Genomic DNA, 21,444 nt, shown 5'->3' with positions numbered 1-21,444 from the left:
TAAATGCGCGTTGAAGATATTTTGCTTAGTCGCCGCGTAGGCTGGCAATAAAGGGAGCAAGCTGGCGATTAAATTGACTGCACTGTGTGGCTTCCGGGGTGCTGTCCTGTAAAAGCTGTTGGTAAAGCCGGTCGCTATTTTGGCTTAACGTCGCCACATCAATATTTCCCCATCCGCGCGCTTTACCGACATTCACCGCCGCCCGATATATCGTTTCATCGGCGGGGAGATCGCTACGATTACATTTATTCTTGAGATAGCGCGTTCCTGCCGCCACGGACGAGAGCTGCTCGAGCTGCGCCTGGCTGCTGATGGCCGGGCTGAGCGTTGAGGCGGGTTTTTGTTGGCAGCCAGAGAGAAGAGCTACCATGCAAAGCGGAAATATAAGCGGAATACGCATCATAGAGTAATCAAAATAATGAATCACTGGCCGTTAGTTTAACAAATATTTCCCTGGTGTCATCATAAAATATTATTCTGCATAAATGTTAACAGGCTCTCATTTTTATCAACGGAAAGCCGATTAATCGACTTTACTTTTTCCCATAATAAACGTTGGCGCTGGGGAAATATATTTTCCTCCGCGGATAAGGCCACTGCGTTGACCGGAGGGGAGCGCGCCGTTTTTTATGTTATTAAAAAACATACTCTTTCCCATCTTGTTACGTGCGCAGGAGGTAAAATGCTGGTTAAGAATGTCGCATTTTAGTGCTATCCTGTATGCCCTGAACATTACGTGCTATGTTCTGACTTATTCTGCCGATGATGCGTTTAACACAATGATTTTATGGTGAATTTTTATTGTTAGTATCATGTAACACGAAGCAAACCAACCCTCTGAAAGGCTGGCGGCGCGTCCTGCCTGCCAGCAGGTTGTCGTCCGAAGGATAAGCAGCCTGGACGTTAATTTGAGAGATTTCTTCTTCCTCTGAGCAGGGGAAGTATTGAGAATCAGGCCTTTGCGCCTGAACGTTGCGGAGAAAAAGCATGGCGGGAGATGACCGCGAGCCTATCGGACGTAAGGGAAGACCCTCACGTCCGACAAAACAGAAAGTCACCCGTCGCCGGGTCCGGGAAGAGGACTACGACGACGAGTATGATGACGATGATTATGAGGATGAGAAACCGGTGCCGAGAAAATCTAAAGGCAAAGGTGGTAAGCCTCGTCGGAAGCGCAGCTGGCTGTGGCTGCTGGTCAAGCTGGGGATTGTCTTCGCGGTGCTGATTGCCGCCTATGGCGTCTACCTCGATCAGAAAATCCGCAGCCGCATTGACGGTAAAGTCTGGGAGCTACCGGCCGCGGTCTATGGCCGGATGGTGAACCTTGAGCCGGACATGCAGATCAGCAAAAACGAAATGGTGCGTTTGCTGAACGCCACGCAGTATCGTCAGGTCAGCGCGATGACGCGCCCGGGTGAATACACCGTGCAGGCTAACAGCATCGAGATGATCCGTCGTCCGTTCGATTTCCCGGACAGTAAAGAAGGACAGGTGCGCGCGCGTCTGACCTTCGACGGCGACCATCTGGAAACTATCGAGAATATGGATAACAACCGCCAGTTCGGTTTCTTCCGTCTCGATCCGCGTCTTATTACCATGCTGCAGTCGCCGAACGGCGAGCAGCGCCTGTTCGTGAAGCGCAGCGGCTTCCCCGATCTGCTGGTGGATACCCTGCTGGCGACCGAAGACCGCCACTTCTACGAGCACGATGGTATCAGCCTCTATTCCATCGGCCGTGCGGTGCTGGCAAACCTGACGGCGGGCCGGACGGTGCAGGGGGCGAGTACCCTGACCCAGCAGCTGGTGAAAAACCTGTTCCTCTCCAGCGAACGCTCCTACTGGCGTAAAGCCAACGAAGCGTATATGGCGCTGATCGTCGACGCCCGCTACAGCAAGGATCGCATCCTTGAGCTGTATATGAACGAGGTGTACCTCGGGCAGAGCGGTGATAACGAAATTCGCGGCTTCCCGCTGGCCAGCCTGTACTATTTTGGCCGTCCGGTGGAAGAGCTGAGCCTCGATCAGCAGGCGCTGCTGGTGGGGATGGTGAAAGGGGCGTCGGTGTATAACCCGTGGCGCAACCCGAAGCTGGCCCTGGAGCGACGCAATCTGGTGCTGCGTCTGCTGCAGCAGCAGCAGGTTATCGACCAGGAACTGTACGACATGCTGAGCGCCCGTCCGCTGGGCGTGCAGCCGCGCGGTGGGGTGATTTCACCGCAGCCGGCGTTTATGCAGATGGTGCGTCAGGAGCTGCAGGCGAAGCTGGGCGATAAAGTGAAAGATCTTTCTGGCGTGAAAATCTTCACTACCTTCGACTCGGTGGCCCAGGATGCGGCGGAAAAAGCGGCCTCCGAAGGGATCCCGGTACTGAAGAAACAGCGCAAACTGGCAGACCTGGAAACCGCCATGGTAGTGGTTGACCGCTTTACCGGCGAAGTGCGGGCGATGGTTGGCGGCGCGGAGCCGCAATTCGCGGGTTATAACCGCGCGATGCAGGCCCGCCGATCAATTGGTTCTCTGGCTAAGCCAGCGACCTATCTGACCGCGCTGAGCCAGCCGAATCAGTATCGCCTGAATACCTGGATCGCCGATGCGCCGGTGACCATTCGCCTGTCCAACGGCCAGACGTGGTCCCCGCAGAACGACGATCGTCGCTTCAGCGGCCAGGTGATGCTGGTGGATGCCCTGACCCGCTCGATGAACGTGCCGACGGTTAACCTCGGGATGGCGCTGGGCTTGCCGGCGGTGGTTGATACCTGGACGAAGCTGGGGGCGCCGAAGAACCAGCTCAACGCGGTACCGTCGATGCTGCTGGGTGCGCTAAACCTGACGCCGATTGAAGTGGCGCAGGCCTTCCAGACCATCGCCAGCGGGGGTAACCGCGCGCCGTTATCCGCTCTGCGGTCAGTAATTGCTGAAGATGGCACCGTGCTCTATCAGAGCTATCCACAGGCAGAGCGCGCCGTGCCTGCCCAGGCGGCTTACATGACGCTGTGGACCATGCAGCAGGTGGTACAGCGCGGGACGGGGCGTCAGCTGGGCGCGAAGTATCCTGGCCTGCATCTGGCGGGGAAAACCGGGACCACCAACAATAACGTCGATACCTGGTTCGCCGGCATCGACGGTAGCCAGGTGACTATCACCTGGGTGGGACGCGATAACAACCAGCCGACCAAACTGTACGGTGCCAGCGGTGCGATGTCGATTTACCAACGCTATCTGGCGAACCAGACGCCAACGCCGCTGGTGCTGACGGCGCCGGAAGATGTCGTCGACATGGGCGTGGACAGCAATGGCAACTTCGTCTGCAGCGGCGGTATGCGTTCGCTGCCGGTGTGGACCACGCAGCCGGATGCGCTGTGCCGTCAGGGCGAGATGATGCAGCAGCAGCAGTTGCAGCAGCAGGAAGCGAACAACCCGTTCAATCAGTCCGGGCAGCAGCAGCCGCAGCAACAACAACAGCAGCAACAGCCGCCGAAGCAGCAGGAAAAGAGCGACGGCGTGGCGGGCTGGATCAAGGATATGTTCGGCAGCAACTGATTCGCGTCGTCTGACCAGACCCCTTACTACGAAAGTATTAAGGGGTTTTTTTATTCCTGTAAAAAACTTAACCGCTCTTTAACCCCATAATAACTATCTGGTTATTAATTCGGCCTTCGGTCCGGCCCGACAGGCATATCGCTTGCCTTGCCTTCAACGTTTCGCCTATTATATCGCCCGTCATAATAATAATTCTCGTTTACGTTATCATTCACTTTCATCAGAGATATACCCATGGCGCGTCCAAAAACTGCTCAGCCAAATCACTCGCTGCGTAAAGTCGCAGTTGTAGTAGCCACGGCGGTTAGCGGCATGTCTGTCTACGCACAGGCAGCAGAACAACCGAAGCAAGAAGAAACTATCACCGTCGTCGCGGCCCCGACCGCCCAGGAAAGCGCCTGGGGACCGGCGCCGACCATTGCGGCAAAACGCTCTGCCACGGCGACCAAGACCGATACCCCGATCGAAAAAACGCCGCAGTCTGTCTCGGTGGTAACGCGCCAGGAGATGGAGATGCGCCAGCCGACGACGGTAAAAGAGGCGCTCTCCTATACGCCAAGCGTCTTCTCCACCCGCGGCAGTTCAACTACCTATGATGTGGTCACCATCCGCGGCTTCACCACTTCGTCGACCGTCAATACCAACCAGTATCTGGATGGCATGAAGCTGCAGGGTAACAACTACTCTGAAGTCTCCATGGACCCGTATTTCCTGGAACGCGTGGAAGTGATGCGCGGGCCAACCTCGGTGCTGTACGGCAACAGCAACCCGGGCGGTATCGTCAGTATGGTCAGCAAGCGCCCGACTACCGAGCCGCTGAAAGAAGTGCAGTTCAAGATGGGCACCGATAACCTGTGGCAGACCGGGTTTGACTTTAGCGACGCCATTGATGATGCCGGCGTCTGGTCCTATCGCCTGACCGGCCTGGGACGCAGCCAGGATGCCCAGCAGCAAATGGCGAAATCGACCCGCTACGCGGTGGCGCCATCCTTTAGCTGGCGTCCCGATGATAAAACCGATTTCACCTTCCTGAGCAACTTCCAGAATGACCCGTACGCGGGCTACTACGGCTGGCTGCCGCGTGAAGGCACCGTGGTGCCGTATTACGATGCCAACGGTAAGGCGCACAAGCTGCCAACCGATTTCAACGAAGGCGAGTCCGATAACAAAATGGCGCGTCGCCAGCAGATGGTGGGCTATAGCTTCTCCCATCAGTTCGATGACACCTTTACCGTGCGTCAAAATCTGCGCTATGCCGATGTGCATACGCTGTATCGTTCGGTATACGGCAACGGCTATGTCGCGCCGGGTTACATGAATCGCGCCTACGTGCGTTCTGATGAGCACCTGAACACCTTTACCGTCGATACTCAGCTACAGTCTGATTTCGCCACCGGCGCGGTCAGCCATACGCTGCTGACCGGGGTGGACTACTCGCGGATGCGTAACGACGTTGACGCAGACTACGGTACGGCCGATGCCATTAGCATGACCAATCCGCAGTACGGTAATCCGAACGTGAACGTCAACTTCCCGTACGCGGTCCTTAACCGGATGGAGCAGACGGGCCTGTACGCGCAGGATCAGATGGAGTGGGACAAATGGGTGATGACGTTAGGTGGCCGTTACGATTACGCCACTACGTCGACCTTCACCCGTTCAACCAGCAGCATGGCGGAGAATCACGACCAGCAGTTCAGCTGGCGCGGCGGTATCAACTATCTCTTTGATAACGGCATCTCCCCGTACTTCAGCTATAGCGAATCGTTTGAACCGGTATCGGGTTCCAACAGCAGCGGTAAGCCGTTCGATCCGTCGCGCGGTAAGCAGTATGAAGCCGGCGTAAAATACGTGCCGAAAGATATGCCGGTGGTGGTCACCGCGGCGGTCTATCAGCTGACCAAAGATAAGAACCTGACGGCAGACCCGAACGATCCGACCGGGCTGTTCAGCGTACAAACCGGCGAAATCCGCTCCCGCGGCTTTGAGCTGGAGGCGAAGGCGGCGGTTAACGCCAATATCAACCTGACCGCGGCCTACAGCTACACCGATGCCGAGTACACCCACGATACCGTTTTCGAAGGCAAGCGTCCGGCGGAAGTGCCGCGTAACATGGCCTCCCTGTGGGCGGATTATACCTTCCACGAAACCGCGCTCAGCGGTCTGACGGTAGGCGCCGGGGCGCGTTATATCGGTTCAACGGTCAGTTACTACAAAAATGACACCAGCACCGGTAAGAAAAACGATTCCTTCAATGTGGCCGGTTATGCGCTGATGGATGCGACAGTAAAATACGATTTGGCGCGCTTCGGCCTGCCGGGCTCTTCGGTCGGCGTCAACGTCAACAACCTGTTTGACCGCGAATATGTCTCCAGCTGCTATAGCGAATACGCCTGCTACTGGGGCGCCGGACGCCAGGTCGTTGCCACCGCAACCTTCCGTTTCTAACCACCTACGGGCGCGGTTCGCCGCGCCCTCTATCAGGTTACCGCTATGCAGGAACAGACTCCGCACGCTGAAACCACCTTCGCACTGGATCGTGTCACTTTCCGTGTGCCTGGCCGCACATTGCTTCATCCGCTCTCCCTCATTTTCCCGGCTGGAAAAGTCACCGGCCTGATCGGCCATAATGGCTCCGGCAAATCGACGTTACTGAAAATGCTTGGCCGTCATCAGCCACCTTCCGCAGGCGAAGTGCTGTTAGACGGACAACCGCTGGAGAGCTGGGGCAGCAAAGCCTTTGCCCGCAAAGTGGCCTACCTGCCGCAGCAACTGCCGGCGGCCGAAGGCATGACGGTGCGCGAGCTGGTGGCGATCGGCCGCTACCCATGGCATGGTGCGCTGGGGCGCTTTGGCGCGGCGGATCGGGAAAAGGTGGAAGAGGCGATCGCGCTGGTGGGGCTCAAGCCGCTCGCCCATCGCCTGGTAGATAGTCTTTCTGGCGGTGAACGCCAGCGGGCGTGGATTGCCATGCTGGTGGCCCAGGACAGCCGCTGTCTGCTACTGGATGAACCCACCTCGGCGCTGGATATCGCCCATCAGGTAGATGTCCTGGCGCTGGTGCATCGTCTGAGCCAGCAGCGCGGCCTGACGGTGATCGCCGTCCTGCATGACATTAATATGGCGGCGCGCTACTGCGACTATCTGGTGGCCCTGCGCGGTGGGGAAATGATTGCCCAGGGGACGCCAGCAGAACTGATGCGTAGCGACACCCTGGAGCAGATCTACGGCATCCCGATGGGGATCCTACCGCACCCGGCCGGCGCAGCGCCGGTAAGTTTTGTCTATTGATGATGAACCCGACTTTGATAACCCGACGCCGCCTGTTGACCGCGATGGCGCTGTCGCCGCTGCTGTGGCAGATGCGCGGCGCGCAGGCGGCTGACGTCGACCCGCAGCGCGTGGTGGCGCTGGAGTGGCTGCCCGCGGAGCTGCTGCTGGCGCTCGGCGTGACGCCCTATGGCGTGGCCGATATTCCCAACTATCGCTTGTGGGTGAACGAACCCGCGCTGCCCGACTCGGTGATCGATGTTGGTCTGCGCACCGAACCCAACCTTGAACTGCTGACGCAGATGAAACCGTCATTTATTGTCTGGTCGGCGGGCTACGGCCCGTCGCCGGAGAAGCTGGCGCGTATCGCGCCCGGCCGCGGTTTCACCTTCAGCGACGGCAAACGGCCGCTGGCGATGGCTCAGCGTTCGCTACTGGAGATGGCCGACTTGCTGGGTAAAGCGCAGCAGGCCCAGCGCCACCTGGCGGAGTTTGAGGCGCTGATGGCGAGCCTGAGGCCGCGTTTTGCCGGGCGCGGCGATCGCCCTCTGCTGATGATCTCCCTGCTCGATCCGCGCCACGTGCTGGTGTTTGGCGAAAACTGCTTGTTCCAGGAAGTGCTTGACCGCTTTGGCATTAAAAACGCCTGGCGTGGCGAAGCGGCATTCTGGGGCAGCGTCAGCGTCGGTATCGACCGGCTGGCGCAATTTAACGAGGCCGATGTGATCTGTTTCGATCATGGTAACGAGCGGGATATGGCTCAGCTGCTGGCGACGCCGCTATGGCAGGCGATGCCCTTCGTGCGCGCGGGCCGCTTCCAGCGCGTTCCGGCGGTCTGGTTCTACGGCGCGACGTTGTCGGCGATGCATTTTGCCCGCGTGCTGGCCGATGCCCAGGGGAGTCCGGCATGAATACGCGTCTCTCGCCGTTAGCTATTATCCTGCTGGCCGGGCTGCTGGTCGCCGCCTTCGCGCTGAGTATCGTCAACCTCAATGTCGCCTTGCCCTATGCGCAGTGGCGGCAAGCGCTGTGGCAGCCGGATGTCGATGATATCGCCCAAATGCTGTTTCATTATAGTTTGTTACCGAGGCTGGCTGTTGCGCTGCTGGTGGGCGCCGGGCTGGGACTGGTCGGCGTCCTGTTCCAGCAGGTGCTGCGTAATCCGCTGGCGGAGCCGACCACCCTTGGCGTCGCCACCGGCGCGCAGCTGGGGATAACCGTCACCACCCTGTGGGCCATCCCCGGCGTGCTGGCGTCGCAGTTCGCGGCCCTGGCCGGGGCCTGTTTGGTCGGGGCGCTGGTATTTGGCGTCTCGTGGGGCAAGCGCCTGTCGCCGGTGACGCTGATTCTGGCCGGTCTGGTGGTGAGTCTCTATTGCGGCGCGATCAATCAGCTGATGGTGATTTTCCATCACGACCAGCTGCAGAGCATGTTCCTGTGGAGCACCGGAACGCTGACGCAAACCGACTGGAGCGTGGCGCAGCGCCTGTGGCCGCAGCTGCTTGGCGGGGCAATACTCACCTTGCTGCTGCTGCGTCCGCTGACCCTGATGGGGCTTGATGACGGAGTGGCGCGCAATCTTGGGCTGGCGCTGTCCCTGGCGCGCCTTGGCGCCCTGACGTTGGCGATCGTCATCAGCGCGCTGCTGGTGAATGCGGTCGGCATTATCGGCTTTATCGGCTTGTTCGCGCCGCTGCTGGCGAAAATGCTTGGCGCCCGTCGGCTGCTGGTGCGGCTGCTGCTGGCGGCGCTGATCGGCGCGCTGCTCCTGTGGCTTTCAGATCAGGTGATCCTCTGGCTGAGCCGGGTATGGCGGGAAGTCTCCACCGGCTCGGTCACCGCCCTGATTGGCGCGCCGCTGCTGCTGTGGCTGCTGCCGCGGCTGCGCAGCATCAGCGCCCCGGTGATGAATGGCGGCGATAATGTGCAGCCTGAGCGCTATCACGTGCAATGGTTTGTTCTTGCAGGCGTCGCGTTGTTGCTGCTGGCGGTGAGCGTGGCGCTGGCCTTTGGTCGCGATGCCCACGGCTGGCTGTGGGCTCACGGCGATCTGCTGGATCAACTGCTGCCCTGGCGCTGGCCACGCGTGTTGTCGGCGCTGTTCGCCGGGGTGATGCTGGCGGTCGCCGGCTGTATTATCCAGCGCCTGACCGGCAACCCGATGGCCAGCCCGGAAGTGCTGGGCATTAGCTCTGGCGCCGCCTTTGGCGTGGTGCTGATGCTGTTCTTCGTGCCTGGCGACGCCTTTGGCTGGCTGCTGCCAGCCGGCAGTCTTGGCGCGGCGGCCACGCTGCTGATTATTCTGCTGGCCGCCGGGCGCGGCGGTTTCTCGCCGCACCGGATGTTGCTGGCGGGGATGGCGCTCAGTACCGCTTTCACCATGCTGTTGATGATGCTGCAGGCCAGCGGCGATCCGCGCATGGCCCAGATCCTGACGTGGATCTCGGGGTCGACCTACAGCGCGACGCCGGAGAAGGTGGTTCGCAGCGGCGCGGTGATGCTGGCGCTGCTGGCGCTGGCGCCGCTCTGCCGTCGCTGGTTAACCATTCTGCCGCTGGGCGGGGAGGCGGCGCGGGCAGTGGGCATGGCGCTGACGTCATCGCGGATTGCTCTGCTGCTGCTGGCGGCCTGTCTGACGGCGACGGCGACGCTGACCATCGGCCCGCTGAGCTTTGTCGGGCTGATGGCGCCGCATATCGCGCGCATGATGGGCTTTCGTCGGACCATGCCGCATATGGTGATTTCCGGGCTGACTGGCGGAGTGCTGCTGGTCTTTGCCGACTGGTGCGGACGGATGATGATGTTCCCCTACCAGATCCCGGCGGGTCTACTGTCGACCTTTATCGGCGCGCCGTACTTTATTTATTTGCTGAGAAAGCAGAGTCGCTAACGATCCTGGATGGCTTCAACATCCCCGGTGGCGCTAGCGCTTACCGGGGCTACAGCGTTGTGCGATTTGGTCTCCCGGATAAGGCGCAATGCGCCGCCTCCGGGAAAATCCCCGGTGGTGCTAGCGCTTACCGGGGCTACAGCGCTGTGCGACTTGGTAGCCCGGATAAGGCGCAGCGCGCCGCCTCCGGGAAAACCCCCGGTGGCGCCAGCGCTTACCGGGGCTACTGCGTTGTGCGATTTGGTCTCCCGGATAAGGCGCAGCGCGCCGCCTCCGGGAAAATCCCTGCGCCACCAGGCATTCAAGCACCTTACAGCTTGGCAAACACCCGACGCGCGGCGTCGATGGTATTGTCGATATCTTGTTCACTGTGGGCCACGGACATAAAGCCGGCCTCAAACGCTGACGGCGCCAGGTACACCCCTTCCTCCAGCATCAGGTGGAAGAAACGCTTGAAGCGTTCGACATCACACTTCACCACGTCCTGGTAGCAGGTGACGGTTTCGGCATCGGTAAAGAAGATGCCGAACATACCGCCGACGTTATTAACCACCAGCGGGATCCCGGCGTCACGCGCTGCGTCCAGCAGGCCTTGCGCCAGCTGGTTCGTCAGTTCGGTCAGGGTTTCATGCACGCCCGGCTGCGCCACTTCGTTCAGGCAGGCGAAGCCAGCCGCCATGGCGATCGGGTTGCCGGAGAGGGTGCCCGCCTGATAGACCGGGCCAGTGGGCGCCAGGGCGTCCATCACCTCACGGCGGCCGCCGAAGGCGCCTACCGGCATCCCGCCGCCGATGATTTTCCCGAGACAGGTCAGATCCGGCTCCACGCCGTAATAAGCCTGGGCACCCGCCAGCGCCACGCGGAAGCCGGTCATCACTTCGTCGATAATCAGCAGGGCGCCGAACTCATCGCACAGCGCGCGCAGGCCCGGCAGGAACTCTGGCTGCGGCGGAATGCAGTTCATATTTCCGGCCACCGGTTCGACGATGATGCAGGCGATGTCCTGCGGATACTGCTCGAATGCCGCCCGCACTGAGGTAAGGTCGTTATAGGTGCAGGTCAGGGTATGTTTGGCGAAATCGGCCGGTACGCCCGGTGAGTTCGGCTGGCCGAGGGTCAGTGCGCCGGATCCGGCTTTCACCAGCAGGCAGTCGGCATGTCCGTGGTAGCAACCTTCGAACTTAATGATTTTGTCGCGGCCGGTGAAGCCGCGCGCCAGACGAATGGCGCTCATGGTGGCTTCGGTACCGGAGTTCACCATCCGCACCATATCCATGGTCGGTACCAGCTCGGTCACCAGGGCCGCCATTTTCACTTCCATTTCGGTCGGCGCGCCAAAGCTCAGGCCGCGGGAAGCCGCCTCGATCACCGCATTGCGAATAGCCGGGTGGTTGTGGCCCAGCACCATCGGACCCCAGGAGCCGACATAATCGATATAGGCTTTACCGTCGACGTCATAGAGGTAGGCGCCATCCGCGCGTTCGATAAATAGCGGGGTGCCGCCGACGCCGGTGAAGGCGCGGACCGGTGAGTTAACGCCGCCGGGGATCAGTTCGCGCGCAGCGTGGTACAGATTTTCAGATTTGCTCATGGCCAGGGTCCTGGTTCGTGAAAAATGTTTTATCGGCTATTCTAAGTTATTCCAGGATGGTTATGAAAGTTTTGCCCAATTGAAACAATGTGCCGCAGGGACATTTTTTTGACGACGCAGTGCGCCGGGACGGCTAAAATGCCTCTCTCCTCATTTGTATTACCAATAATTGATAATGGCATGAAAGCAGAAACTCCCTCTTTTGAAGCACATCAGTTCGTGCGGGTGCGTCGCGGTGATGCGGTGCGCCGTTTGATTCAGCGTGATAAAACGCCGCTGGCGGTTCTGTTTATGGCGGCGGTGGTCGGCACGCTGGCGGGGCTGGTGGGCGTCGCCTTTGAAAAGAGCGTGAACTGGGTGCAGAACCAGCGGATTGGCGCGCTGGCGCAGGTCGCAGACCACTGGTATCTGGTCTGGCCGCTGGCGTTTATTTTGTCGGCGCTGTTGGCGATGGTCGGCTATTTCCTCGTGCGCCGCTTTGCGCCGGAGGCCGGCGGCTCGGGTATCCCGGAGATCGAAGGGGCGCTGGAGGAGCTGCGTCCGGTGCGCTGGTGGCGCGTGCTGCCGGTGAAGTTCATTGGTGGCATGGGGACGCTCGGCGCCGGGATGGTGCTGGGTCGCGAAGGGCCAATGGTGCAGCTTGGCGGCAATATTGGACGCATGGTGCTGGACGTTTTCCGCATGCGCAGCCCGGAAGCGCGGCATACGCTGCTGGCGACCGGTGCGGCGTCGGGGCTTTCGGCGGCTTTTAACGCGCCGCTGGCCGGGATTCTGTTTATCATCGAAGAGATGCGCCCGCAGTTCCGCTACAACCTGATCTCTATTAAAGCCGTGTTTACCGGCGTGATCATGTCGAGCATTGTGTTTCGTATTTTCAACGGCGAAGCGGCGATTATTGAGGTGGGCAAGCTGAGCAACGCCCCGGTGAACACCTTGTGGCTGTATCTGGTGCTGGGCATGTTGTTTGGCTGCTTTGGTCCACTGTTTAATTTTCTGGTGCTGCGCACTCAGGATCTGTTTCAGCGCATCCACGGTGGCAACATCAAAAAATGGGTGTTGATTGGCGGATTAATCGGCGGACTCTGCGGCCTGCTGGGGCTGATGCAGTCCTCCACGGTGGGCGGTGGCTTTAACCTGATCCCTATCGCCGCTGCCGGTAATTTCTCCGTCGGCCTGCTGCTGTTTATCTTTATTGCCCGCGTGGTGACCACGCTGATCTGCTTCTCTTCCGGTGCGCCGGGCGGCATTTTCGCGCCGATGCTGGCGCTCGGCACGTTGTTGGGCACGGCCTTCGGCATGGCGGCGATTCCGCTGTTTCCGGCCTATCATCTGGATGCCGGTACTTTCGCCATTGCCGGCATGGGGGCGCTGCTCGCCGCCTCGGTGCGCGCGCCGCTGACCGGGATTGTGCTGGTGCTGGAGATGACCGATAACTATCAGCTCATTTTGCCAATGATTATTACCTGCCTTGGCGCAACACTACTGGCGCAATTCCTCGGCGGTAAGCCTTTGTATTCGACCATTCTGCAACGTACTCTGGCGAAGCAGGAGGCTGAGCAGGCGGCAAAAGCGCAACAGGCCCCCCGGGAGAATACTTGAACGATTTACCAGGGTATTAGATAATGGCTCAAAAGGTCCGGTTATTCTTTAACCGGCCGGAAGTATCAATGGGAGCAGAAAATGAGTGATGACGTAGCGTTGCCGCTGGAGTTTACCGAAGCCGCAGCCAACAAAGTAAAACATCTGATTGCGGATGAAGATAATCCGAACCTGAAACTGCGCGTGTACATCACCGGCGGTGGTTGCAGCGGTTTCCAGTATGGCTTCACCTTTGACGATCAGGTGAACGAAGGGGATATGACCATTGAGAAACAGGGCGTCGGCCTGGTGGTTGACCCGATGAGCCTGCAGTATCTGGTCGGCGGCTCTGTCGACTATACCGAAGGGCTGGAAGGTTCGCGCTTTATCGTGACCAATCCGAACGCGAAAAGCACCTGCGGCTGCGGCTCCTCGTTCAGCGTTTAAAGCGAGCTCTCTCCAGCGGGAGGGAGCAAACCCTAAAAACGGTAACCTTAAGGTTACCGTTTTGCTTTTATTAGCGTCCGTTATCGTCCAGCGCAAATGTCGGCAGCTTCAGATGCCAGCGGATCGCCGCCAGACGGATCACCAGGGTGACCACCATCCCCATCATTGCCGAATTCTCCAGTGGGAGATGAAAGGTGTCATGTGCCGTGGCGTGGACAATACCGCCGACGATACAGGCGGTGGCGTAGATCTCGGTGCGCAGGATCATGGGGATTTCGCGCGCCAGCACGTCGCGAATAATGCCGCCGCCCACGCCGGTTACTACGCCCATGCACACGGCCACTAGCGGGCCGCTGCCGGCGAGAAAGGCTTTATTCACGCCAATGCCGACAAACACCGCCAGACCGACGGCATCAAGGACCGGCAGGATCCATTTTGGCAGCCGGCGCGGCTGGCGAACCAGCAGGATGGTCAGCATGCTGGTGACCATCGCCACCACCAGATCGGTGGGATCTTTGACCCAGAACACCGGGCCATTCGCCAGCGCCATGTCGCGGATGGTCCCGCCGCCCACCGCCGTCACTACGCCTAACACCAACACGCCGAACGGATCCATTCGCAGCTTTCCGGCCAGCAGAACGCCGGAGATCGCGAAGACAGCTGTGCCAATAATATCCAGCCAATAGACAAGCATCGTTGATTCCCACTAAGCATCCGGGTTACCGGAGGTTATTTTACCTGGTCGAGCGCCGTACAAAGTTGTTTGGCGGCGAGGATAATACGTGGGCCTGCGCGTTCAAACCAGTCACTGTGTAACGCAATCAACGAAATGGTGAGCTGATGTTGCCAAAAGCGCTGGGCATCGGCAACGCGCCTGGCGTCGCCGGTCACCACAATCGCCTGCGGCTGGCGAGCCAGTACCTGCTCGCGACTCACCTGCGGCCAGGGAACACGGCTGGTGGTGAAGATATTTTCGCCGCCGCACAGTCTCAGCACCTGATCCTGAATCGAGCCGGGGCCGCTGGTGAACAGCGGCGTAGAGCCGAACTGCAGAAAGACGCGTTTCTTCGGCGCGTTGGCATAGCGCGCTTTCAGCGCATCGTATTCCTGCTGCATTGTCTGCGCCGCCTGCTGCGCTTTTTCCGGCTGCGGGCTCCACTGCGCCAGCTGACGCAGGGTGGCAATAATCTCTTCGATCGTTGAGGTCTGCACCCAGAGGACGTGAATACCCAGGGACTGCAGCTGGTTAACCTGGCGTTCGGCATTGCCGCCGCGCCAGGCCAGCACCACGTCTGGCTTGAGCGCCACGATGCGCTCCAGGTTCATCCCCTGCCAGCTGGCAACCTGTTCGATGGTTTTGGCCTGCGGAGGATAATCGGAATAGCTGCTCACCCCGACCGGCGTGATCCCGGCAGCAAAGGCCAGTTCGGTATTGGCAGGGGAGAGGGTGATCACCCGCGGCGCGGCCAGCAGCCACGCCGGGGCGAGTAACAGCAGCGCGGCAAACGCGAAGGATAGCGACTTAGCCACGTGCCAGGTTCTGTACCAGGTTTTCCACCATCAAAGTGGACTGTCTGGCGGCGACCGCGAGGAACTCCTCAAAGCTGAGGTGGGACTGCTGGTCGGCCACGTCGGAGATGGCGCGAACCACCACGAAGGGAACCTTAAAGTTATGGCAGACGTGAGCGATAGCGGTCGCTTCCATTTCCACGGCGATCGCCTGGGGGAAATTATGGCGGATTTTCGCCAGACCGACAGAGCCGTTAATGAAGGCATCACCGCTGACGATCAGGCCACGAACGGCGTTGAGATCTAACGCGTTAATGCAGCTCTCCGCGGCGGCCACCAGTTTTTCATCTGCTTTAAAGCCCGCCGGGCAGCCCGGGAGCTGGCCATATTCATAGCCGAAGGCGGTGACGTCGGCGTCGTGGTAGCGCGCTTCGTCGGAGACGACGATATCACCAACCTTCAGCGTCGGCGCGAGGCCGCCGGCAGAACCGGTATTAATGATCACGTCTGGCTGGCAACGCTCCAGCAGCAGGGTCGCGCCCATGGCCGCCGCTACTTTCCCGATCCCGGACTTCAGCAGAGCGACGTCAACGCCGTGAAGTTGGCCAGTATAGATTTCGCTTCCGCCAATGGTGATGGTCTGGCGGTTTTCGATTTTGTCGCGCAGAAGGGTAACTTCCTCTTCCATAGCGCCAATAATGCCAATTTTCATAGATTTACTCGCGATGTGTCAGGTTTAGTTGCATAGTCTATCATGCGCTTAAGGGGAAGCGTATTGCTCGCGCGGGAGAGGCTATGGCAAAGATTGATTTTCGCAACAAGATAAACTGGCGTCGACGCTTTCGTTCGCCGCCGCGGGTGGAGACGGAGCGTGACATCCTGCGGATCTTTGAAAGCGATCGGGGACGGATCGTCAATTCGCCGGCCATCCGCCGCCTGCAGCAAAAAACCCAGGTCTTCCCGCTGGAGCGCAACGCGGCGGTACGCACTCGCCTGACCCACTCGCTGGAGGTGCAGCAGGTGGGGCGCTATATTGCCAAAGAGGTGCTGAGCCGGCTGAAAGAGCTGAGGCTGCTGGAGGAGTATGGTCTGGAAGAGCTGACCGGGCCATTCGAGAGCGTGGTGGAGATGGCCTGCCTGATGCACGATATCGGCAACCCGCCGTTTGGCCATTTTGGCGAGGCGGCGATTAACGACTGGTTCCGTCAGCGCCTGACGCCCGGCGATGCGCTCGGGCAGCCGTTGTCCGACGATCGCTGTGAAGTGCAGGCCTTACGCCTGCATGACGGAGAAACGGCACTCAATACGCTGCGGCGTAAAGTACGTCAGGACCTCTGCTGCTTTGAGGGCAATGCGCAGGGTATTCGCCTGGTCCATACGCTGATGCGGATGAATCTGACGTGGGCGCAGGTGGGCTGTATTCTGAAATATACTCGTCCGGCGTGGTGGTTCGAAGCGACGCCTGCCAGCCACAGTTATTTAATGAAGAAGCCTGGCTATTATTTAGCCGAAGAAGAGTATGTCGCCCGTTTGCGTAAAGAACTTGATCTCGCGCCTTACAATCGATTCCCATTAACCTGGATTATGGAGGCCGCGGATGACATCTCATATTGCGTCGCGGATCTCGAGGACGCGGTGGAAAAACGTATTTTTAGCGCAGAACAGCTCTATCAGCATCTTTACGACGCCTGGGGTAACCATGAAAAAGGATCATTATTCTCACAGGTAGTAGAAAATGCCTGGGAGAAATCGCGAGCCAATTCTTTGAAGCAGAGCGCGGAAGATCAGTTTTTTATGTATTTGCGGGTGAATACGCTGAATAAGCTGGTGCCCTACGCGGCGCGCCGATTTATTGACAACCTGCCGGCCATCTTCACGGGCGACTTTAATCATGCGTTGCTGGAGGACGACAGCGATTGCAGCCAGTTGCTGGAACTCTATAAAAATGTGGCGATGAAACAGGTGTTTAGCCATCCGGATGTCGAACAGCTGGAATTGCAGGGCTACCGGGTGATTAGCGGCCTGCTGGATATCTATCAGCCGCTACTGAAATTATCGCTGGAGGATTTCAGCGAATTAGTGGCGCAGGAGCGGGTACGGCGTTTACCCATTGCCTCCCGACTGTATCAGAAACTTTCGACCCGCCATCGGCTGGCGTATGTTGAAGCGGTAAATAAGCTGGTGCGCACGGCGGCTGAATTTCCGGTGATGGAATACTATTATCGCTGCCGTCTGATTCAGGATTATATTAGCGGGATGACAGATTTGTATGCGTGGGATGAATATCGGCGACTGATGGCGGTGGAATAGGTCTGAGTTTTGTAAAGATGAACAATAAATTTTTACTTTTTCCAGAAACTTAATTCCGGAACTTAACGCTATAAAATGACTCTGATAGTCACGTACACAGCAACTTTCGTTATCTGAAATTGAGATTGAAACTGATGAAAAAAACCACGTTAGCAATGAGTGCACTGGCTCTGAGTTTAGGTCTGGCGTTGTCCCCGCTCTCTGCGAGCGCGGCAGAAACGGCATCTTCGGCCACAAATGCACAGCAGATGCCAAGCCTGGCCCCGATGCTGGAGAAGGTGATGCCGTCGGTAGTAAGCATTAACGTTGAAGGTAGCACCACGGTGAATACCCCACGGATGCCGCGGAACTTCCAGCAGTTCTTTGGCGATAATTCGCCGTTCTGCCAGGATGGTTCTCCTTTCCAGAGTTCACCGTTTTGCCAGGGCGGCGGACAGGGCGGTCAGCCTGACGGCGGCCAGCAGCAGAAATTCATGGCGCTGGGCTCCGGCGTCATCATTGATGCCGCCAAAGGGTATGTGGTGACCAACAACCACGTCGTGGACAACGCCACCACCATCAAGGTTCAGCTGAGCGATGGCCGTAAGTTTGATGCTAAAGTCGTCGGCAAAGATCCGCGCTCTGATATCGCGCTGATCCAGATTCAGGATCCGAAAAACCTGACGGCGATCAAGCTCGCCGACTCCGATGCGCTGCGCGTCGGTGATTACACCGTGGCTATCGGCAACCCGTTTGGTCTGGGCGAAACCGTGACCTCCGGGATTGTCTCCGCGCTGGGCCGTAGCGGCCTCAACGTGGAAAACTACGAAAACTTTATCCAGACCGATGCGGCGATTAACCGTGGTAACTCCGGCGGCGCGCTGGTGAACCTCAACGGTGAGCTGATCGGTATCAACACCGCCATCCTGGCGCCGGACGGCGGCAACATCGGTATCGGTTTTGCTATCCCAAGCAACATGGTGAAAAACCTGACCGAGCAGATGGTGAAATATGGCCAGGTGAAACGCGGTGAGCTCGGCATCATGGGCACCGAACTGAACTCTGAGCTGGCGAAAGCGATGAAAGTCGATGCCCAGCGCGGGGCCTTCGTCAGCCAGGTCATGCCAGGTTCGGCGGCCGCGAAAGCGGGAATTAAAGCCGGCGATGTCATCACCTCCCTCAACGGGAAAGCGATCAGCAGCTTCGCCGCGCTGCGTGCCCAGGTTGGCACCATGCCTATCGGCAGCAAAGTTGAGCTTGGCCTGCTGCGCGACGGCAAACCGGTGACCGTGACCGTCGAACTGCAGCAGAGTAACCAGACCCAGGTTGACTCCAGCACCATCTTCAACGGGATTGAAGGGGCGGAAATGAGCAATAAGGGTCAGGATAAGGGCGTGGTGGTCAATAATGTGAAAGCCGGTACCCCGGCGGCACAGATTGGCCTCAAGAAAGGCGACGTCATCGTCGGGGCGAATCAGCAGCCGGTGAAAAACATCGCCGATCTGCGGAAAATCTTCGACGCCAAACCGTCCGTACTGGCGCTGAACATTCAGCGCGGTGACGCCTCTATCTATCTGCTGTTGCAGTAACCGCCAGTGCTCGCTTCCCAGCCCCTTCCCTCGCCGAGGGCAGGGGCTTTTTTCATTCTGTGACCGCCCCCACAACTCCACATATCTCACCCCGGCTTAGTGCAAATGCACAATGCAGCGCGACGATGACTCTTTTATGCTGGTGCCCGGCAAAGGGGAGGACTACATGGCTGGCTGGCATCTTGATACCAAAATGGCGCAGGATATTGTGGCGCGGACCATGCGCATCATCGATACCAATATCAACGTGATGGATGCCCGCGGGCGGATCATCGGCAGCGGCGATCGGGAAAGGATTGGTGAATTGCACGAAGGCGCGCTGCTGGTCCTCTCTCAGGGGCGGGTGGTGGATATCGACGACGCGGTCGCTCGCCATCTGCACGGGGTTCGCCAGGGGATTAACCTGCCGCTGCGCCTGGAGGGGGAGATCGTCGGGGTGATCGGCCTGACCGGCGAGCCGGAGGCGCTGCGGAAATATGGCGAGCTGGTGTGCATGACGGCAGAGATGATGCTGGAGCAGTCGCGGCTGATGCATCTCCTGGCCCAGGACAGCCGCCTGCGCGAAGAGCTGGTGATGAACCTGATTCAGGCGGAAGAGCATACCCCGGCGCTGAACGAATGGGCCCAGCGTTTAGGCATCGATCTCAATCAGCCGCGGGTGGTGGCGATGATTGAGGTGGACAGCGGCCAGCTCGGCGTAGACAGCGCGATGGCGGAATTGCAGCAGCTGCAGAACGCGCTGACCACCCCCGATCGCAATAATCTGGTCGCCATTGTCTCGCTCACGGAAATGGTAGTGCTGAAACCGGCGCTGAACAGCTTTGGCCGCTGGGACGCTGACGATCATGTCCGACGCGTCGAGCAGCTTATCGCCAGGATGAAAGAGAATGGTCAGCTCCGCTTTCGCGTAGCGCTGGGCAACTTCTTCACCGGCCCCGGAAGTATCGCCCGCTCTTACCGTACCGCACGCACGACGATGATGGTGGGTAAGCAACGAATGCCGGAGAGCCGCAGCTATTTCTACCAGGATCTGATGCTGCCGGTGCTGCTCGACAGCCTGCGCGGCGGCTGGCAGGCCAATGAGCTGGCCCGTCCGCTGGCGCGTCTGAAGGCAATGGATAACAACGGTTTGCTGCGGCGGACGCTGCAGGCGTGGTTTCGTCATAACGTGCAGCCGCTGGCGACGTCAAAGGCGCTGTTTATTCATCGGAATACGCTGGAATACCGGCTGAACCGTATCTCGGAGCTGACCGGCCTCGATCTCGGGAGCTTTGACGACAGGCTACTGCTGTATATCGCGCTGCAGCTGGATGAACAACGCTAAAGCGTTAGGCAAAAAAATGCCGGGTAGCGTTACCCGGCCTGGACGATGCGTGTTGTCTGTAGCGGAGGAAAACCGCCAGCCCGGGGATGCGCTTACTTACGAGTGAGCTTTTCCAGATCGGCTTCAATTTCGCTGATCTTATTGGTGACCACGCTTTCCAGATGACGTAAATCGTCGAGGATTTTACGCTTGAGATCGATTTCAGTGCGATCGCGCTGGCAGATCTGATCCAGCTCATCGATAACGTAGCGCAGATTGGGGCTGATCTCCTGGACCTCTTTGTAGCCCTGGCCGACGCCGTCGGCAACCACGGTTTTGCGCTGACGCGGGTATTTGAACTTCACGCTCTTGGCGAAGAATTCGCCTTTGTCTTTCTGAAAATAGATTTTCAGAATGTCGTTGTTAGCTTCCTGCCGCAGGCTATAGCGATCGATCTCATCAGGGTTGGTAATGCCAAGACTTTTCAGATTATCGTACATAACGGTACCTTTGATAGCATCATAACCATTGAATAATTAACGAAAAAATCCATTCTCGCCAGCATCAAATATAAAAAAAGCGGGATATCTCCCGCTTTTTATTTGCTTTAGTCGATGGTACGCAGCAGTTCGTTAATGCCGACCTTGCCGCGAGTTTTGGCATCGACTTTCTTCACAATCACTGCGCAGTACAGGCTGTATTTACCATCTTTTGACGGCAGGTTGCCTGAGACCACCACCGAGCCAGCCGGTACGCGGCCGTAGAAGACTTCACCGGTTTCGCGATCGTAGATTTTGGTGCTCTGACCGAGGTAAACGCCCATGGAGATGACGGAACCTTCTTCGACAATCACCCCTTCAACCACCTCAGAGCGTGCGCCGATGAAGCAGTTATCTTCGATGATGGTCGGGTTCGCCTGCAGTGGCTCCAGTACGCCACCGATGCCGACGCCGCCGGACAGGTGCACGTTTTTACCGATCTGCGCGCAGGAACCGACGGTGGCCCAGGTATCAACCATGGTGCCTTCGTCAACGTAGGCGCCGATGTTAACGTAGGAGGGCATCAGCACGGTGTTGCGGGCGATGAACGCACCCTGGCGCACCGCGGCCGGCGGCACCACGCGGAAACCTTCTTTCTGGAAACGCGCTTCGTCATAGTCAGCGAATTTCATCGGCACTTTATCGAAGTAGCGGCTTTCCGCACCATCGATAACCTGGTTATCGTTAATACGGAAAGAGAGCAGTACCGCCTTCTTCAGCCACTGATGCGTCACCCACTGACCGTCGATCTTCTCAGCGACGCGCAGCGCGCCGGAATCCAGAAGGGCGATAACCTGATTAACCGCTTCGCGGGTCACGGTATCCACATTAGCCGGCGTGATGTCGGCGCGACGCTCGAAGGCGGACTCAATAACGTTCTGTAACTGCTGCATTGTTTC

The 21,444-nt window shown here is 58.7% G+C and carries 18 protein-coding genes; 10 read left to right on the top strand and 8 right to left on the bottom strand.

The genetic code is table 11. The features are described 5' to 3' along the window. Positions 1 to 25 precede the first annotated feature (25 nt). Positions 26 to 400, bottom strand: a complete 375-nt coding sequence (gspS, locus tag LGL98_RS20605) for a type II secretion system pilot lipoprotein GspS (protein ID WP_136029103.1) — start codon at positions 398 to 400, stop codon at positions 26 to 28. A 62-nt stretch (positions 401 to 462) separates the two neighbouring features. After that, entirely contained in the window at positions 463 to 597 is a 135-nt protein-coding gene (locus tag LGL98_RS20600) for a hypothetical protein (RefSeq protein ID WP_168435173.1), read from the bottom strand. 390 nt (positions 598 to 987) lie between these two features. On the opposite strand from LGL98_RS20600, the gene mrcB reads away from it, so the two are divergent. The 5 genes from mrcB (at position 988) to fhuB (ending at position 9,700) form a co-directional block, all read left to right on the top strand. Next, positions 988 to 3,540, top strand: a complete 2,553-nt coding sequence (gene mrcB, locus LGL98_RS20595) for a bifunctional glycosyl transferase/transpeptidase (RefSeq protein WP_136029052.1) — start codon at positions 988 to 990, stop codon at positions 3,538 to 3,540. A gap of 234 nt (positions 3,541 to 3,774) precedes the next feature. After that, the gene (gene fhuA / locus LGL98_RS20590) at positions 3,775 to 5,988 is read left to right on the top strand and encodes a ferrichrome porin FhuA (protein WP_136029054.1); all 2,214 of its coding nucleotides are present in this window, start codon (positions 3,775 to 3,777) and stop codon (positions 5,986 to 5,988) included. A gap of 45 nt (positions 5,989 to 6,033) precedes the next feature. After that, positions 6,034 to 6,831, top strand: a complete 798-nt coding sequence (gene fhuC, locus LGL98_RS20585) for a Fe3+-hydroxamate ABC transporter ATP-binding protein FhuC (RefSeq protein ID WP_136029056.1) — start codon at positions 6,034 to 6,036, stop codon at positions 6,829 to 6,831. After that, positions 6,831 to 7,721, top strand: coding sequence for a Fe(3+)-hydroxamate ABC transporter substrate-binding protein FhuD (gene fhuD, locus LGL98_RS20580; protein ID WP_136029058.1), 891 nt, complete (start codon positions 6,831 to 6,833; stop codon positions 7,719 to 7,721). The genes fhuC and fhuD overlap by 1 nt, the downstream gene beginning before the upstream one ends. Continuing rightward, the gene (gene fhuB, locus LGL98_RS20575) at positions 7,718 to 9,700 is read left to right on the top strand and encodes a Fe(3+)-hydroxamate ABC transporter permease FhuB (protein ID WP_136029060.1); all 1,983 of its coding nucleotides are present in this window, start codon (positions 7,718 to 7,720) and stop codon (positions 9,698 to 9,700) included. Before fhuD ends, fhuB begins: the two co-directional genes overlap by 4 nt. Before the next feature lie 310 nt (positions 9,701 to 10,010). On the opposite strand, the gene hemL is transcribed toward fhuB, so the two are convergent. Next, positions 10,011 to 11,291: a glutamate-1-semialdehyde 2,1-aminomutase gene (gene hemL / locus LGL98_RS20570; protein WP_136029062.1), complete on the bottom strand. Its 1,281-nt coding sequence runs from the start codon at positions 11,289 to 11,291 to the stop codon at positions 10,011 to 10,013. A gap of 180 nt (positions 11,292 to 11,471) precedes the next feature. Here hemL and clcA point away from each other — a divergent pair, with 180 nt between their 5' ends. Both clcA and erpA read left to right on the top strand, forming a co-directional pair. Then, a complete protein-coding gene (clcA, locus tag LGL98_RS20565; RefSeq protein ID WP_136029064.1) occupies positions 11,472 to 12,890 on the top strand; it encodes a H(+)/Cl(-) exchange transporter ClcA in 1,419 nt (472 codons plus the stop codon). A gap of 81 nt (positions 12,891 to 12,971) precedes the next feature. Then, a complete protein-coding gene (erpA, locus tag LGL98_RS20560) occupies positions 12,972 to 13,316 on the top strand; it encodes an iron-sulfur cluster insertion protein ErpA (RefSeq protein WP_002889275.1) in 345 nt (114 codons plus the stop codon). A gap of 70 nt (positions 13,317 to 13,386) precedes the next feature. On the opposite strand, the gene LGL98_RS20555 is transcribed toward erpA, so the two are convergent. The 3 genes from LGL98_RS20555 to mtnN are packed head-to-tail and all read right to left on the bottom strand — an operon-like array spanning position 13,387 to position 15,537. After that, positions 13,387 to 14,010: a TRIC cation channel family protein gene (locus LGL98_RS20555; RefSeq protein ID WP_002889277.1), complete on the bottom strand. Its 624-nt coding sequence runs from the start codon at positions 14,008 to 14,010 to the stop codon at positions 13,387 to 13,389. Positions 14,011 to 14,045: 35 nt separating this feature from the next. Then, positions 14,046 to 14,846 carry a vitamin B12 ABC transporter substrate-binding protein BtuF gene (gene btuF, locus LGL98_RS20550; RefSeq protein WP_136029066.1) on the bottom strand — a complete coding sequence of 267 codons (801 nt, stop codon included), beginning with the start codon at positions 14,844 to 14,846 and terminating at the stop codon, positions 14,046 to 14,048. Further along, positions 14,839 to 15,537 (bottom strand): 5'-methylthioadenosine/S-adenosylhomocysteine nucleosidase, encoded by a 699-nt coding sequence (gene mtnN / locus LGL98_RS20545; RefSeq protein ID WP_004204440.1) that lies wholly within the window; start codon positions 15,535 to 15,537, stop codon positions 14,839 to 14,841. The genes btuF and mtnN overlap by 8 nt, the downstream gene beginning before the upstream one ends. Positions 15,538 to 15,620: 83 nt before the next feature. On the opposite strand from mtnN, the gene dgt reads away from it, so the two are divergent. The 3 genes from dgt to cdaR all read left to right on the top strand — a co-directional run bounded on the left by dgt (position 15,621) and on the right by cdaR (position 20,027). Then, on the top strand, positions 15,621 to 17,135 hold the full coding sequence (dgt, locus tag LGL98_RS20540; RefSeq protein ID WP_136029068.1) for a dGTPase: 1,515 nt from the start codon (positions 15,621 to 15,623) through the stop codon (positions 17,133 to 17,135). A gap of 134 nt (positions 17,136 to 17,269) precedes the next feature. After that, positions 17,270 to 18,703 (top strand): serine endoprotease DegP, encoded by a 1,434-nt coding sequence (gene degP / locus LGL98_RS20535; protein ID WP_004145870.1) that lies wholly within the window; start codon positions 17,270 to 17,272, stop codon positions 18,701 to 18,703. Between the two features lie 166 nt (positions 18,704 to 18,869). After that, positions 18,870 to 20,027, top strand: coding sequence for a DNA-binding transcriptional regulator CdaR (cdaR, locus tag LGL98_RS20530; RefSeq protein ID WP_012968907.1), 1,158 nt, complete (start codon positions 18,870 to 18,872; stop codon positions 20,025 to 20,027). Between the two features lie 92 nt (positions 20,028 to 20,119). Here cdaR and LGL98_RS20525 read toward each other — a convergent pair whose 3' ends face one another. Together LGL98_RS20525 and dapD are read right to left on the bottom strand one after the other, a co-directional pair. Continuing rightward, positions 20,120 to 20,506, bottom strand: coding sequence for a DUF3461 family protein (locus tag LGL98_RS20525; RefSeq protein WP_002889292.1), 387 nt, complete (start codon positions 20,504 to 20,506; stop codon positions 20,120 to 20,122). 107 nt (positions 20,507 to 20,613) lie between these two features. Continuing rightward, positions 20,614 to 21,438, bottom strand: coding sequence for a 2,3,4,5-tetrahydropyridine-2,6-dicarboxylate N-succinyltransferase (gene dapD, locus LGL98_RS20520; protein WP_002889295.1), 825 nt, complete (start codon positions 21,436 to 21,438; stop codon positions 20,614 to 20,616). Positions 21,439 to 21,444 lie beyond the last annotated feature (6 nt).

The organism is Klebsiella africana, from assembly GCF_020526085.1.
Taxonomy (GTDB): domain Bacteria; phylum Pseudomonadota; class Gammaproteobacteria; order Enterobacterales; family Enterobacteriaceae; genus Klebsiella; species Klebsiella africana.
Note: the sequence above shows the minus strand (reverse complement) of the source record. Positions and strands in the feature narration are given on the sequence as shown.